18 protein-coding genes are annotated in these 15,064 nt (G+C 50.4%); 9 read left to right on the forward strand and 9 right to left on the reverse strand.

Going from position 1 to position 15,064, the window contains the following annotated elements:
* The first annotated feature begins 3 nt into the window (after positions 1-3).
* The 3 genes from J6J28_RS06130 to J6J28_RS06140 all read left to right on the forward strand — a co-directional run bounded on the left by J6J28_RS06130 (position 4) and on the right by J6J28_RS06140 (position 1,971).
* Positions 4-603 carry an LON peptidase substrate-binding domain-containing protein gene (locus tag J6J28_RS06130; protein WP_301720450.1) on the forward strand — a complete coding sequence of 200 codons (600 nt, stop codon included), beginning with the start codon at positions 4-6 and terminating at the stop codon, positions 601-603.
* Between the two features lie 68 nt (positions 604-671).
* The gene (locus J6J28_RS06135; RefSeq protein ID WP_301720451.1) at positions 672-1,292 is read left to right on the forward strand and encodes a sigma-70 family RNA polymerase sigma factor; all 621 of its coding nucleotides are present in this window, start codon (positions 672-674) and stop codon (positions 1,290-1,292) included.
* Positions 1,285-1,971, forward strand: a complete 687-nt coding sequence (locus J6J28_RS06140; RefSeq protein ID WP_301720452.1) for a ChrR family anti-sigma-E factor — start codon at positions 1,285-1,287, stop codon at positions 1,969-1,971. The genes J6J28_RS06135 and J6J28_RS06140 overlap by 8 nt, the downstream gene beginning before the upstream one ends.
* Positions 1,972-2,029: 58 nt before the next feature.
* Here J6J28_RS06140 and J6J28_RS06145 read toward each other — a convergent pair whose 3' ends face one another.
* The 7 genes from J6J28_RS06145 to thrS all read right to left on the reverse strand — a co-directional run bounded on the left by J6J28_RS06145 (position 2,030) and on the right by thrS (position 8,962).
* A complete protein-coding gene (locus J6J28_RS06145; protein ID WP_301720453.1) occupies positions 2,030-2,326 on the reverse strand; it encodes an integration host factor subunit alpha in 297 nt (98 codons plus the stop codon).
* Positions 2,327-2,329: 3 nt separating this feature from the next.
* A complete protein-coding gene (pheT, locus tag J6J28_RS06150; protein ID WP_301720454.1) occupies positions 2,330-4,717 on the reverse strand; it encodes a phenylalanine--tRNA ligase subunit beta in 2,388 nt (795 codons plus the stop codon).
* Positions 4,718-4,731: 14 nt separating this feature from the next.
* Positions 4,732-5,712: a phenylalanine--tRNA ligase subunit alpha gene (pheS, locus tag J6J28_RS06155; protein ID WP_301720455.1), complete on the reverse strand. Its 981-nt coding sequence runs from the start codon at positions 5,710-5,712 to the stop codon at positions 4,732-4,734.
* A gap of 127 nt (positions 5,713-5,839) precedes the next feature.
* Positions 5,840-6,193 (reverse strand): 50S ribosomal protein L20, encoded by a 354-nt coding sequence (gene rplT / locus J6J28_RS06160; RefSeq protein WP_301720456.1) that lies wholly within the window; start codon positions 6,191-6,193, stop codon positions 5,840-5,842.
* 15 nt (positions 6,194-6,208) lie between these two features.
* The gene (gene rpmI, locus J6J28_RS06165; RefSeq protein WP_126762134.1) at positions 6,209-6,406 is read right to left on the reverse strand and encodes a 50S ribosomal protein L35; all 198 of its coding nucleotides are present in this window, start codon (positions 6,404-6,406) and stop codon (positions 6,209-6,211) included.
* A gap of 77 nt (positions 6,407-6,483) precedes the next feature.
* The gene (infC, locus tag J6J28_RS06170) at positions 6,484-7,026 is read right to left on the reverse strand and encodes a translation initiation factor IF-3 (RefSeq protein WP_301720813.1); all 543 of its coding nucleotides are present in this window, start codon (positions 7,024-7,026) and stop codon (positions 6,484-6,486) included.
* Between the two features lie 19 nt (positions 7,027-7,045).
* Complete coding sequence (gene thrS / locus J6J28_RS06175; RefSeq protein WP_301720457.1) at positions 7,046-8,962, reverse strand: threonine--tRNA ligase; 1,917 nt, start codon at positions 8,960-8,962, stop codon at positions 7,046-7,048.
* 137 nt (positions 8,963-9,099) lie between these two features.
* On the opposite strand from thrS, the gene J6J28_RS06180 reads away from it, so the two are divergent.
* Positions 9,100-9,990 (forward strand): DMT family transporter, encoded by an 891-nt coding sequence (locus J6J28_RS06180; RefSeq protein WP_301720458.1) that lies wholly within the window; start codon positions 9,100-9,102, stop codon positions 9,988-9,990.
* A 65-nt stretch (positions 9,991-10,055) separates the two neighbouring features.
* Complete coding sequence (locus J6J28_RS06185; protein WP_301720459.1) at positions 10,056-10,265, forward strand: CPXCG motif-containing cysteine-rich protein; 210 nt, start codon at positions 10,056-10,058, stop codon at positions 10,263-10,265.
* A gap of 71 nt (positions 10,266-10,336) precedes the next feature.
* On the opposite strand, the gene J6J28_RS06190 is transcribed toward J6J28_RS06185, so the two are convergent.
* A complete protein-coding gene (locus J6J28_RS06190; RefSeq protein WP_301720460.1) occupies positions 10,337-10,957 on the reverse strand; it encodes a riboflavin synthase subunit alpha in 621 nt (206 codons plus the stop codon).
* On the opposite strand from J6J28_RS06190, the gene J6J28_RS06195 reads away from it, so the two are divergent.
* From J6J28_RS06195 to J6J28_RS06210, 4 genes are all read left to right on the forward strand, one after another.
* A complete protein-coding gene (locus tag J6J28_RS06195) occupies positions 10,958-12,049 on the forward strand; it encodes a DUF3080 family protein (protein WP_301720461.1) in 1,092 nt (363 codons plus the stop codon). It begins immediately after the preceding gene.
* Positions 12,050-12,171: 122 nt separating this feature from the next.
* On the forward strand, positions 12,172-12,558 hold the full coding sequence (locus J6J28_RS06200; protein WP_301720463.1) for a DUF6746 family protein: 387 nt from the start codon (positions 12,172-12,174) through the stop codon (positions 12,556-12,558).
* 9 nt (positions 12,559-12,567) lie between these two features.
* Positions 12,568-13,404: an AAA family ATPase gene (locus J6J28_RS06205; RefSeq protein ID WP_301720464.1), complete on the forward strand. Its 837-nt coding sequence runs from the start codon at positions 12,568-12,570 to the stop codon at positions 13,402-13,404.
* Positions 13,404-14,603 carry a vWA domain-containing protein gene (locus J6J28_RS06210; RefSeq protein ID WP_301720465.1) on the forward strand — a complete coding sequence of 400 codons (1,200 nt, stop codon included), beginning with the start codon at positions 13,404-13,406 and terminating at the stop codon, positions 14,601-14,603. Before J6J28_RS06205 ends, J6J28_RS06210 begins: the two co-directional genes overlap by 1 nt.
* Here J6J28_RS06210 and J6J28_RS06215 read toward each other — a convergent pair.
* On the reverse strand, positions 14,557-15,024 hold the full coding sequence (locus tag J6J28_RS06215) for an Rrf2 family transcriptional regulator (protein ID WP_301720466.1): 468 nt from the start codon (positions 15,022-15,024) through the stop codon (positions 14,557-14,559). The two genes, J6J28_RS06210 and J6J28_RS06215, sit on opposite strands and share 47 nt — an antisense overlap.
* Positions 15,025-15,064: the final 40 nt, after the last annotated feature.

Consider the following 15,064-nt stretch of genomic DNA (forward strand, 5'->3'; position numbering starts at 1 on the left):
CCAATGAACCCTGCACTTACAAACATACCATTGTTTCCGTTATCTGGGCACGTCCTCCCTGGAGGGACCATGCGCTTGCGGATTTTCGAACCACGCTACCTGCGCATGGTCCGTGAAGTTTGCGCGCAAGGTGATGAAGGGCGCATCGGCATGTGCATGTTCAATGAGCACGGTTCCGTCGAGGAAAATACGCATATTTATCCGCTAGCCACGCTGGCGCGTGTGATCGATTTTGAACACCGCGACGATGGTTTATTGGGCATCACCGTTGAAGGCGTCGAGGCCTGTAAAATCAACCAGATCAGCGTTGACGAGGATGGCCTGCGTCGCGGTCAAGTCGAGCTCGCCCACAATTGGCAACCGACAGCATTGGCAGAACAGTATCAGCATCTGGCGGAACGTTTGTGTCAGGTCTACCACGAATACCCGGAGCTGGGCAGCTGCCCAACCGAGGATCGCTTGCGTTGTGCCCGCTGGGTCTGCCAACGCTGGCTTGAGTTGTTACCTTTAACCGCCGACGTCAAACAAGAATTATTAAACCAGCCTTCGTGCGAACCTGCGCTGGATTACCTCAGCGGCTTGATTCAGGAAAGCGAAAACTAAATTTGATCCGGTTTCGCGCACCTTGCGTAACAGAAAGTAACTTGAGGAAATACCCCACAGGTAATACTATGCAGACAGTGATTGAAACTAAAACAAAACGGAACACTATGTCTTCTGCGCAGCCTGATGATCCAGACCATGCTGCGGCTTTACTTGCCCTTGTTGCGACCGAACGTTCTCGTCATGCATTTAGCGAGCTGTTCAGATACTTCGCACCACGCTTGAAAGCCTACGCGACACGCCAGTTTGGTAACGAACAAACCGCCATGGATTTGGTGCAAGAAACCATGACCAACGTCTGGAACAAGGCACACTTATTCAAACCTGATCGTGGTTCTGCCTCGACCTGGATTTTTACGATTGCTCGTAATATCCGCTTTGATTTTCTTCGCAAGAACAAACATCGTCAACACGATTTGAGTGCCGATGAGTTATGGCCAGTGCTTGCGGAGCAAAATGATAGTCTCGATGATGACTATGCGCTTGATGATGATCTTCTCATGCAACAGCTTGCCGTGTACTGCGAAGAACTTCCGAAAGCTCAACGTACAGTTATAGAATTGATTTATGTAGCAGGGAAGTCGCAACAAGAAGTGGCGGATGCACTTGGGATTCCTTTAGGTACAGTGAAGTCCCGCACCCGCTTGGCATTGCAGAAATTAAGAGAGTTGATACAAAGCGATGATTAAGTTTCACCCTAGCGAAGAACATTTGTTTCACTACGTGACCGGCGACTTGACCCCGGCCATGTTAATGATGGTTGGCACCCATGTGGATATGTGTTCCCAGTGTCAACGTAATGTCCAACATATTGAAGAGACGATGGCGCAGAAGCTGTTTGGCCAACGCCAGTTGCCTGAAGAGTTCGCTGCCGCGAACGATAGCTTTGATGGCGACGAGATGCTTGCGCAGATCCTGGCGCAACCACAACAGCAGCCAAGGGATCTCAGTCAGCAGTTTGCCAGCGAGCTGGTACTTGAAGGCAAGCGCTTCCAGTTACCCGGAACTCTTGCGCGCAATCATCACCGTATTGGTCAGTGGCACAAACTACTGGGACAGATGTGGCGTGCGCCGGTTCAGGTTGGTGGTAAAGACGTTCTGACCTTTATTTATATGGCCGAGAACACCAGAGTTCCTGAGCATACTCATAAAGGCAATGAAGCAACCTTGGTGGTAAATGGCGTCTTTAATGATGAAACGTCTGACTACCGTGATGGCGACTTTGTATTTCTTGACGGAAGTGTGAAGCATACCCCGGAGACACGTCATGAAGATTGTCTGACATTGTCAGCATTGGACGCTCCTATGCACTTTACTTCGGGCGTAAGCAGATTATTAAACCCCTTTAGTAGTTTATTCTTCAAATAAACGAGATCAGTAGAACTAAAAAAGCCGCTCGATGAGCGGCTTTTTTCTTTCAGTTCGATCAACCTTTCGGTTTGGCGTTACTTACGCGCTGCTTCAGCTTTTGGCCTGGTCTAAACGTCACCACACGCCGGGCCGAAATAGGAATGTCCTCGCCGGTTTTAGGATTACGTCCCGGTCGTTCATTTTTGGTGCGTAATTCAAAATTCCCAAAACCCGAGAGCTTGACTTCCTCTCCCCGCTCTAACGTTTTACGTATCTCTTCAAAGAAGTTTTCGACCAAATCTTTAGCATCTCTTTTATTGATGCCGAATTTTTCGAACAAATGCTCTGCCATTTCTGCTTTGGTCAGCGCCATAGCTTACTCCCTCAGGGTTGCCCCAAATTCGTTTGTCAGCATTTCAACCACTGCATTGACTGCAGTATTGATTTCTTGATCTTCAAGAGTGCGTTCGGGATGTTGTAAGGTTAGCGATAAGGCTAAACTGCGATACCCTTCAGCAACTCCTGTACCCTCATAGACGTCAAATAAGTTTAGGCCAACTAAATGATTTACGCCAACATTTTCAATGGCCTTGAGAATTTCGCCCGCCGCCAGCTGAGTGGGTACCACGATCGCAAGGTCGCGTCGAATCGAAGGGTAACGCGATACAGATTGCGCTGCGGGTAACCGACGTTGCTGCACAGCTGCCAGTTCCAGTTCGAAGACGAAGGTACGACCGTTTAAGCCTAATTTCTTTTCGAACTGTGGGTGAACAGCACCAAGGTAGCCGACATTTTTACCATTTTTAAAAATTGCTGCGCTTTGCCCTGGGTGCAAAGCCGGATGCGCATCTGCGACAAAGGTATACAGCTGAGGCTCACCAGTCGCTGCCAGAAGCGCTTCGACATCGCCTTTGATATCAAAGAAATCAACCGCACGCTCCCCTTCATCCCAATGTTCACCAAAAGCTTTTCCTGCACGGATCCCGGCAATCATTGGCTCCTGACGAACGCCGTTTTCAGCATCTTCATCTGGAAGGAACCGCAGACCCGTCTCACAAAACGCCAGGCTTTGTTGCTGACGCTTCTGATTATGCGCGACCGCGCCGATCAGGCCCGGCCATAAACTGACGCGCATGGACGACATATCCAGACTAATCGGGAAAGGCAAGGTGAGCGCTGCTGAGTCATCAAACAACATGGCTTGATGCTTCGGATCCACAAAGCTATAGGTAATGGCTTCCTGGTAACCGCGATCGACCAGCAACTGCTTTAATGTCCCGGCTCCTATTGCGGATTCTTTTCTGGGGACCATGCGCAATTGTGCTGCCGGTGCAGTCGCCTGAATACGGTGATAGCCGTAGATGCGGGCAACTTCCTCAATCAGATCCTCTTCAATGGCAATATCAAACCTGAACGTCGGCACGCTAACCTGCCAACCCTCATCATCACTGCTCACCGTAAAGCCCAAGCGCTCGAGAATTTCCATCACCTCGTCATCGGCAATACTAATGCCGAGAACGGACGCCAAGCGAGCTTTGCGCAGACGCACCTGCTGTGGTTGCGGTAAATGACGGTCATCTTTCGCTTCGACCACCGGCCCCGCTTCACCGCCGCAAATCTCAATAATTAACTTTGTCGCACGTTCCATAGCGCTGCGTTGTAACTCGGGATCCACACCGCGCTCATAGCGGTGTGAAGCATCGGTATGTAAGCCGAAGCGACGTGCACGACCGGCAATTGCAGCGGGTGCAAAAAATGCGCTTTCAAGGAAAATGGTGTTACTTTCTGTGGTGACACCACTGTCCTCGCCGCCAAAAATACCCGCCATTGCCAGTGCTTTTTCACTGTCCGCGATGACCAATACATCGTCTTGTAAGGTCACTTCAGTGCCGTCTAATAAGGTCAGCTTCTCATCTGTCTGTGCCATCCGTACCTGCACGTCGCCCTTTAACTTATCGTTATCAAAAGCGTGCATGGGGTGGCCCAACTCGAGCAAGACGTAATTGGTGACATCAACCACAGGGTCAATGCTGCGCACACCGCTACGACGCAAACGCTCGGTCAACCACAACGGCGACTCAGCACCAACGTTGACGTTTTTAACAATACGCCCGAGGTAACGTGGACAGGCTTCAGCAGCAACCAGCTCGATCGCCCGGCTAGCATCGTGAACGGCTTTAACTTCGTTGATTTCTGGCTCTGTAACGGCCATGCGATTGAGTACACCCACCTCGCGGGCAATGCCACGAAGACCCAGGCAATCGGCCCGGTTCGGGGTAAGATCGACGTCGAAGGTGACATCATTCAGCTCAAGGTACTCACGATAGTCCATGCCTACTGGCGCATCAGCTGGCAGCTCTACGATACCGTCATGGTCGTCATTTAAGCCCAGTTCCGCGTTTGAACAGAGCATGCCATGCGAAGGCTGCCCGCGTAACTTGGCCTTTTTAATTTTAAAGTCGCCAGGCAAAACGGCACCCACGGTCGCCACGGCAACCTTCAGGCCCTGCCGGCAATTTGGTGCGCCACAAACGATGGTCGCGGGTTCATCCGCGCCAATGTTCACTTCGGTAACTTGTAACTTATCAGCATCCGGGTGTTGCCAACATTTTACGACTTCGCCGACGACAACCGAACTAAAAGCTTCTGCAACAGGCGTTACATCATCCACTTCTAATCCGGCCATGCTCAATTGCTCAGCCAGGGCAACCTGATCAAGAGCAGGATTTACCCAACTACGTAGCCACTTTTCACTAAATTTCATCTCTGCACCCGAACTTAATTAAACTGTTTCAAGAAGCGAACGTCGTTTTCGAAAAACGCGCGTAGATCGTTCACGCCATAACGCAACATGGTGAGGCGCTCGACCCCCATGCCAAAGGCAAAGCCGGTGTATTTTTCGCTATCAATACCCACCGCCTGCAACACTTTTGGATGGACCATGCCGCAACCCAATACTTCCAGCCATTGACCGTCTTTACGACGCACGTCAACTTCTGCAGAGGGCTCGGTGAAGGGGAAATAAGAAGGCCGGAAACGCACTTCCAGTGACTCTTCAAAGAAGTTCACCAGAAAGTCTTCAAGGATGCCTTTTAGCTGCGTAAAGCTAACATCCGTATCGACCATTAAGCCCTCGACCTGATGAAACATCGGGGTATGGGTCTGGTCGTAATCGTTGCGGTACACGCGGCCAGGGGAAATAATGCGCAACGGGGGCTGCTCATGCTCCATGGTGCGGATTTGCACACCAGAAGTCTGTGTTCGCAGCATCGTTTTGGGCGTAAAATAAAAGGTATCATGATCCGCGCGAGCCGGATGGTTCGCTGGAATGTTCAATGCATCAAAGTTATGGAAGTCATCTTCAACTTCAGGCCCCTCAACTACGCGGAACCCTAAATCACCAAAGAACTGTTCGATACGCTGAATCGTTTGCGTGACCGGGTGCAGCCCACCCAAGGCGGCGCGACGACCAGGTAAGGTGACGTCAATGCGTTCAGCAGCGAGTTTCTCTGCCAGCTGCGCTTGTTTGAGTTCTTCATTACGCGCGTTGATCGCCTGCTGAACCTGTTGTTTGGCCTGGTTGATTGCTTGTCCGGCAGCTGGACGCTCCTCTGCAGATAGCTTACCTAAGCTTTTTAATTGCTCAGTGAGCAAGCCTTTCTTGCCCATGTACTCAACCCGCACACTGTCCAGTTCCTGGGGGGTGGTAGCGGCTGCGACGGCGTCTTCGGCCTTCGCGACAATGTCATTTAACTCCATGACTTTCCTCGATGATGCGTGATTGCCGACCCGCGGCATGGTTCAAACCCTGTAAAGGCGACTATCATAGCGAAAATCCATAAAAAAAGGGAGCAATCATGCTCCCTTTTTCGACTTTCTTCATGGCTTACAGAGAGCTTTTTGCTTTCTCTACCAACGCGGCAAAACCTTTTTGGTCGTGCACTGCGATGTCTGCCAGAATTTTACGATCGATTTCTACCGATGCTTTTTTCAAACCGTTGATAAAGCGGCTGTATGACAAACCGTTTTGACGGGACGCAGCATTGATACGCACAATCCATAATTGACGGAATTGACGTTTCTTGTTGCGACGGTCACGGTATGCATATTGACCTGCTTTGATAACTGCTTGCTTCGCTACGCGATAAACGCGTGAACGAGCACCATAATAACCTTTCGCCTGCTTCAGGACTTTCTTGTGACGCGCGCGCGCGATCACACCACGTTTTACTCGTGCCATTTGCTGTCTCCTTCCTTATGCGTACGGTAACATACGTGCGACTAATTGAACGTCGGCTTCGTGCACCATGCTTTTCGCACGTAGGTGACGTTTCCGCTTAGAGCTCTTCTTAGTCAGGATGTGACGCAAGTGTGATTGCTTGCACTTGAAACCGCCTGAAGCGGTTTTTTTAAAGCGCTTTGACGCGCCTTTATTGGATTTCATTTTCGGCATGAAAATAACTCCGCATTGTTAACATAAAAGTGTAACAGGGTGAGCTCGGTCGAAACCTCACTACTTGTAGACCTCAGTTACTTCTTGGCAGGGGCCAGCACCATAATCATCTGGCGACCCTCAGCCCTTCTTGGGAACGACTCAACAGTTGAAATCTCTTCTAAATCGTTTTTAACGCGATTTAGCAATTCGATTCCAATCTCCTGGTGCGCCATTTCTCGGCCACGGAAACGAACGGTGACTTTTGTTTTGTCACCTCCCTCTAAAAAGCGACTCAGGTTGCGCAGTTTTACCTGATAATCGCCTTCGTCTGTGCCAGGGCGGAATTTAACTTCCTTCACCTGAATTTGTTTCTGATTTTTCTTCTGCTCTTTCGCGTTCTTAGCTTTTTCGTAGAGGAACTTGCCATAATCCATCAGACGACACACTGGTGGCTCCGCATTCGGGCTAATTTCCACCAGATCAACACCGGCCTCTTCGGCCTTTTCAAGAGCTTCTTGAATACTTACGACACCAATCTGTTCACCTTCAACTCCGATTAAGCGTACTTCATTGACGCGAATATCTTCGTTGATACGATTTTTGTCAGCAGGTTTCTGAGTTCTTTTTCCGCCTTTAATGGGTCATTCCTCCAATCAATTAACTAATTTTGCGACTACGTACTTCGTCGGTAAGCTCTGCAATAAATTGCTCCAGGCCTTTTACGCCTTGGTCTTCACCGCGACGCGTACGTACCGCAACCGCTTGATTATCGATCTCTTTATCGCCGACAACCAACATATAAGGAACACGTTTTAATGTGTGTTCACGAATTTTAAAGCCTATTTTCTCATTTCTCAAGTCAGCTGTCGCCCTAAATCCGAGTTTATTCAACTCTTTTACGGTATTTTTGACGTAATCCGCCTGATTATCGGTAATATTCATCACCACAACCTGAGTTGGCGCCAGCCAAAGTGGGAAATAACCAGCGTATTCCTCGATTAAGATTCCCATAAAGCGTTCCAGTGAGCCCAGAATCGCCCGGTGAATCATAACCGGAGTGTGACGCTCGTTATCTTCACCGACATAAGTTGCACCTAAACGGCCCGGCAATGCAAAGTCGAGCTGCACAGTACCACACTGCCACGCACGACCTAAACAATCATGCAGGGTGAATTCAATTTTCGGACCATAGAAGGCGCCCTCGCCTGGCAGGTACTCAAACTTGATACCGTTATTCTTCAGCGCCTCAGCCAGCGCCTGTTCGGCATGATCCCAGGTGGCATCATCACCCAAACGTTTTTCCGGACGCGTCGACAGCTTGACCACGATATCTTCAAAACCGAAGGTCTTGTAGGTCTCGTAGACCATTTGAATACAGCTACTGACTTCAGTTTGTACCTGGGCGGGCGTACAGAACACATGCGCGTCATCCTGGGTAAAGCCACGGACCCGCATCAAACCATGCAAGGCACCTGAAGGTTCGTTACGGTGACAGCAGCCGAACTCAGCCATCCGCAACGGCAGGTCACGGTAAGACTTCAACCCTTGGTTAAAGATCTGGACATGGCCAGGACAGTTCATAGGTTTGATCGCGTATTCGCGATTTTCCGAAGCAGTGGTAAACATCAGATCGGAGAACTTCTCCCAGTGGCCTGACTTTTCCCACAACACCCGGTCCATCATCAGTGGGCCTTTAACTTCCTGGTAGTCGTACTCACGCAGCTTTTCACGGACGTAACTTTCCAGCTCCTGGAAAATGGTCCAGCCATTGTGGTGCCAGAACACCATGCCTGGCGCTTCTTCTTGCCAGTGAAACAGATCCTGAGATTTGCCAATCTTACGATGGTCACGCTTTTCCGCTTCTTCAAGGCGCTGCAAATAGGCTTTTAGCTGTTTCTTATCAGCCCAGGCGGTGCCGTAGATACGTTGCAGCATTTTGTTATCAGAGCTGCCGCGCCAGTACGCACCTGCAACTTTCATGACTTTGAAATGCTGACAAAAACGCATATTGGGAACGTGCGGACCGCGGCACATATCCACATATTCTTCATGCTGGTAAAGCGCCGGACGATCGTCCTGGCTGATATTCTCATCCAGAATTTCAACTTTGTAAGGCTCGTGACGTGCCACGAAGGTTTCGCGGGCTTGCTGCCAGCTCACGCGGTTTTTAACTACCTCGTACTCGGTTTTCGCCAGCTCTTTCATGCGCCTTTCCAGCGCTTCAAGATCGTCATGGGTCAATGCCTTGTCCATATCGATATCGTAGTAAAAACCGTTATCAATCACTGGACCGATGGCCATCTTCGCGTCTGGGAACATTTGCTTCAGCGCATGCCCGAGTAAGTGCGCGCACGAGTGACGGATAATGTGTACGCCCTCGTCATCTTTTGGAGTAATGATATGTACCGCAGCATCGTCAGTGATCAGATCACAGGCATCTACTAACTCACCATCAATTTTACCAGCGACCGTAGCTTTGGCTAATCCGGGACCGATATCTTGGGCGACTTCGAGAATAGAGACGGGTTTATCGAAAGTGCGTTGACTTCCATCAGGGAGCGTTACAACAGGCATTCTTGTGTTCCTTTAACAGTGGTGGCACCTACCAAGTGTCACTTGTGATTCAACGAAAAACGCACTATACCGCACCGTGACATTCGGCGCAACGCGGCTATTGGCCTGAGTTTCAAGTCCAGTTAAGATAGCAGCCTATGGATTGGTTTATCGGCCCCCTGGCCGCCCTTTTTGCTGCCTTGTTTTGGGCCCTTGCTACCTTGCTTTACAGTCAGGCGGGTAGCTATTTGTCGGCCAGCCAGCTCAATCTGGTGAAAGGCTTCGTCGCCGTCCCCCTGCTGTTTATGGTGGGGCTGGCGACCTCGCAACTGGTTCAGTTCGACGGCAGTGCCGCGGCCTGGCTGTTACTGGCCAGTGGCGTTATCGGTATCACTCTGGGCGACACCCTGTATTTCACCGCACTGCGGCGCATTGGCCCCTGGCATACCATGTTGTTCGAATACCTCGCGCCTCCTTTTGCTGCGATCATTGCCTGGGTATGGCTGCGCGAGGCGATGAGTTTTGCTGAGATTAGCGCAGCACTGGTGGTGTTGTTCGGTATTCTGGTGATTGTCACTGAGCGTGGCCAGCGGCAGGGAACAACCCCGCTCACCCGTGCAGGCGCGGCCGCAGCAACAGGTGCTGCCTTATGTCAGGCACTGGGTCTGGTGATGGCCTTTGAAGCGCTGGTCAGCTTTGACGTCAATCCACTACAAGCCGCTTTTGTAAGGCTCGCAGCCGGTACTGCGGCACTTACCGTCGCCCTGTTACTGCTGAAGCCGAGCATCATTTTGCAAACCCGTTCGGCGTTAAGACATACGTCCTTACCCTGGCTGTTTGTTGCCATTGTGATGGGAACTTTCCTCGCCATCTGGCTGCAACAAACCGCTATTGCCTATTTGCACCCGGGACTGGCACAGACACTGCTCGCTACTGCGCCATTGTGGTTAATCCCGATCCAGTGGTTTCGCGGAGAACCGCCTTCAGTCCGCAGTATTCTGGGTGCGCTTATTGCAGTCACCGGGATCGCGCTGTTATTTTCGCGTTAAAGTTGGCCAACATGACAATTCATGTTCCATACTCAAGTCAGGACAGCAACGATTGAGGTTTAAAAATGAATCCCCAAAAACTGCATGATGCGGCTGTCGATTGTCCGCATTGTGGCCACCACATCCATCTGGCAATTGATGCCTCGCAAGGCGATCAGGACTATCAGGATGAATGTCCCGCGTGCGGTAGCGACGTGCATATCGAAATCACTCTTGATGATGTGCGCGATAAAATCGTTGTTAAGATCCGCAGCGACGATGAGAACTTTTATTGAGCCATAGTAAAACACGAGCACTATAGGTGCGTTGACCCTTACAGCTCATGTCGCTTAGTTATTGCTCTGTTTTATTGCCCGCTTTGATTTTTCTGAATCATAATGCGTTCGACCGTATCGACGATAGTGATGGTCTGCTGATCGAACTCAAGATTGACCCGCTGTCCTGGCTGCGCCTTTGCTAAATTCGTCAGGCGTAGTGTTTCCGGAATCAAATGCAACGAAAACCGGTTCTCATGAACCTGGCCTACGGTAAGACTGGCGCCATTCACACTGATGAAGCCTTTGCCGAAGACATAAGGCGCAAAGCTCGCTGGGAACTCAATCCACATCGCCACATTGTCATCGGTCGTCGTGATGGTTTCTATACTACCGGTAGCATGAATATGACCCGACACCTGATGCCCGCCAATCTCATCGCCTACTTTTAATGACCGCTCCAGGTTCACCTGTGACCCAACCTCCAACTCGCCGAGATTGGTCAGTCGCAGAGTTTCGTCGATCACATCAAAACTTACTGTATCTGTGCTAAATTTAACTACCGTAAGACAACATCCGTTAATAGCGATACTCGCCCCAATTTCTAATTGGGATAAAAATTTTGAAGCAACACGCAGTTGCAGATGACGAAACTGCTCGCGCTGCTCAATAGCCATCACTTCTGCCTGCGTCTGAACAATACCGGTAAACATATGAAACAACGTCCTCTACAATTCGTGAATGATTTTATTGTACGGTTTTACCCCCGGCTTTGCCACGCGATTTGCGGTCTTGCTGCGTTAACCTTACTGAGCGCTTGCAGTCCTTCGCCAGCGACCCTGGCTCCAGTTGTCGATTATCAGGACCGGGTTGCCAATACCCTGGAGCGGGAGCCTGTGCCCTACCAAAGTATCGAGGTACCGCGGATTCCGCCAGTACGGCAGCTGACGGTCGCTATCCCCCGTGTAAGTATTTCGCTGCTGGACTCATGGCGCATTGATAAATGTGCCGCCGGCAACCTGATTGCACGCCGCAACAGCGCGCTCGGGAAGCTGGAAAAAGGCTTGAGCCGTTTACACACCGATGTGTTGTTGGTCAAAGCCATGGAAGATTGCGTGGACGAGTTGCGCAACAATGGCGAGAGCTTAGCCGACCGGTTAGCCGAAGCACTGGAAAAGAAAAAAGACAATCTGGCTGCGGAGCAAGAACATGCGCTCGCTACCGATGAGGCTCTGCGTCACGCCCTGCGCGTAGGGGCCAACACCCACGCCGAAGCTGATCAAGATTACTTTGCCAGCTCAATGAGTGCGCTGAGCACTGTATTACAACTCCTCCAAAGCGATGTATTAAAGGTAAATACCTCGACTGAGCAGGCGGTGCCAACCCGTGATCAAATCGATGAGGCTATGGAAATCTTATACCAGAGTGATTATCTGCCCTATCTCTGGCGCTCGCTTTTCGAACTGAACGCCTATTTGCGCCGACTGCAACCGATGCTGGACAATTTAGTTGCAGCCAGCGGCTGCCGTCCGGACGTGACGCCACAGCGCGCAGAAGTTTTGCATACTGTCTTCACTAAATACTTTATCGGCGAGGTTCAGCCGCAGGTGGCCAGCTTCACTGAGCAGGGTTATGCGGTAAACAAGGTTTTGAGGGAGCTCAACGCTGAGATCAACTCCCCTGCTTTAAGTGATTACATTAACGAGCTCATTGCGGTTTCCGAGGATCTAAACGAGGCAACCAAGGCGCACGTGAAACCATGGCAAGATTTCTTTGCAGCATGCAACTTTACCCCGGGTGGGTAATGGATGCACAGGTGAAGTAACCCTGTTGGTGTATCGACAGGGTTCAGGTATTATTGATAATGATTCGCATTAAGAATGATTATCAACCCATGATTACCTTTAAAGGCTATAAGGAAACCGCTATGAAATTATCAGTGATTGCCGCCACGCTGCTTGGTTTTGCCGTGCTCTCCGCGCAACCGGCTCAAGCACAGGACGAACAGCGTTACGAGCACTTCAAAGGTCAACCTGCTAAAACACTCGATCAAGCCATGTTTAATCTGGCTAATTTCAATGCAAAACTGGCTCAGCTGATGGCGGATGGCGAGCTTACCGCTGAAGATATGGCAACGGTTCACCAGTTAAGCTATACCCTGGAAAATGCCCTGCAGAAACTTGACGAAGAAGTGGACACTTTGCAGGAGGTACTCGAGGAAGTGCATATTGCCTCTGAGACGCTGGATTATGATACGGTAAAAAAACAAGGTAGAATTTACTTAGAAACTTCGGCGAAAATCGTCAAAAAATAAGGATTTTTCATGCAGTTTAGCAGTACCTCAAATTATATCGTTGCCGATGAATTGGCGCTCGCGGTCCAGGCCGCGGTAACTTTGGAAAAGCCTTTATTGCTCAAAGGTGAACCGGGTACCGGGAAAACCAGGCTGGCCGAAGAGCTTGCTACGAGCCTTGGGGTACCCTTACTGCGCTGGCAGATTAAATCGACCTCAAAGGCCCAGCAAGGTCTGTACGAGTACGATGCTGTTTCACGTCTGCGTGATAGCCAGCTCGGCAGTGACAAAGTGCATGATATCGCCAATTACATCAAACCGGGCAAGCTCTGGCAGGCGTTTACCGCGCCGGAGCGACCGGTGCTGTTGATTGATGAAATTGATAAAGCCGACATTGAATTTCCAAACGACCTCCTGCACGAGCTCGACCAGATGGAATTCCATGTCTATGAAACTGGTGAACAGGTAAGCGCCAAGCACCGCCCGATTGTGGTGATTACTTCCAATAATGAAAAAGAGCTGCCTGATGCATTTCTGCGACGCTGCTTTTTTCACTACATTAATTTCCCCGATGCGGAGACCCTGGCAAAGATCGTGCACGTCCATCACCCTGATATTCAGAGAGACTTGCTGAAAACGGCCCTGGAAGTCTTTTTCGATGTGCGAAAATTACCTAACCTGAAGAAAAAACCCTCTACGTCAGAGCTGATTGACTGGTTGAAGCTGCTGTTAGTTGAAGATGTCAGCCATAAACAGCTGCAGGCAAGCGACGGTCTTATGCCGATGTTTGGTGCGCTGCTGAAAAATGAGCAGGACGTGCAGCTGGTAGAAAAGCTCGCGTTCATGTCACGCCGCCGGGAAAGCTGATGCTGATTGAGTTCTTCTTATGTCTGCGCCGGCACGGACTACAGACCAGTATTACCGAGCTGCTGGATCTGTTGAAGGCGCTGGAACAACAGGTGGTGTTCGCTGACGTTGAGGCTTTTTACTACCTTGCGCGGCTGACCTTGGTTAAGGACGAAAGTCAGTTCGACCGCTTTGACCGGGCTTTCGCAGAATACTTTGAAGGTGTTGAACAGGTTGATTTAGCCAGTGCGATTCCTGAAGACTGGCTACGCCGCTCTTTGCAACGGCAACTCAGTGATGAGGACAAAGCCAAACTGCAGAGTATGGGCGGACTTGATGAATTGTTGAACGCCTTTCAGGAACGCCTGAAAGAACAACAAAAACGCCATGCCGGTGGTAATAAATGGATTGGCACCGGAGGCACCTCACCTTTTGGCGCTTACGGCTACCACCCGGAAGGCATTCGTATCGGTCAGGAAGGGTCAAACGCTCGCCGAGCAGTGAAAGTGTGGGATAAGCGTGAGTTTCGCGATCTCGACACCGAAGGCGAGCTGAATAACCGCACCATGCAACTGGCCCTGCGCAAGTTGCGCAAATTCGCGCGCACCGGCAGTGCTGAAGAACTGGACTTGGACGAGACCATTCGGGCCACATCAAAGAAAGGCGGTATGCTCGACTTACAATGGCGGCCTGAGCGACATAATGCGGTCAAAGTGCTGTTGCTCTTTGATGTCGGCGGCTCCATGGATGATTTTATTTATGAGTGTCAGCAGCTATTTGCTGCTGCGCGCAGTGAATTCAAACATCTGGAGTTTTACTACTTCCACAACTGTGTTTACGAAGAAGTCTGGGCATCCAATGAGCGGCGTTTCAGTGCAAAAACCCCAACCCGTGAGCTCATCAACCGCTACGGTCGCGACTATAAGCTGATTTTTGTCGGCGATGCCACTATGGGTCCGTATGAAATTGCCTACCCGGGCGGCAGTGTCGAACATTGGAATGAAGAGCCTGGCGCTGTTTGGATGCAGCGGTTACTTGCTCATTTCACTAGCGCTGTGTGGCTTAACCCACAACCAAAAGAGCACTGGCGCTGGCATCATTCTATCGACATGATGCAAGAACTAATGGGCGCGCGTATGTACCCATTGACCCTGGACGGGATCAGCGAAGCCATCAGGGTGTTGTTGAAAAAATCTGCAACAGCTGCCCCTGTTTCTTAAGTAAATCGGTGAGCGTAAACTGCGCCAGGTAGTCATAAAATAGCTCTTTGCCCCGCGCCACAATGCCTTTGAGTTCGCACGCAGGTAATGCCACACAATAAGGGTTGTGGCATTCTATCCAAGCCTCGTCGCCCTCGAGTTGACGGATGACGTAATCCAACCTAATTTCCGCAGCCGGTTTAGCCAGCAAAAAACCACCGTTCTTGCCACGCCGGGTGTCAATCAAGCCCAATCGCCCCAGATGATGAACGACTTTATTGACGTGATTGGTGGACAAATCGAACGTGGTACAAATATCCCGTATGGTTGTCAGCTTGTTCTGCTGAGATGACTCCATACCTGGCTTACGTGCTTGCGCTTCCTGCACGCCCAAGTACATCAAAATTCGCAATCCATAGTCAGTATATTTCTTTAACTGCATAAATCCGCCCTGTTTACGGAAGCCTGAGCTTGAAAAACTT

The sequence above is a fragment of the Pseudidiomarina terrestris genome (assembly GCF_030466375.1).
GTDB classification, from domain to species: domain Bacteria; phylum Pseudomonadota; class Gammaproteobacteria; order Enterobacterales; family Alteromonadaceae; genus Pseudidiomarina; species Pseudidiomarina terrestris.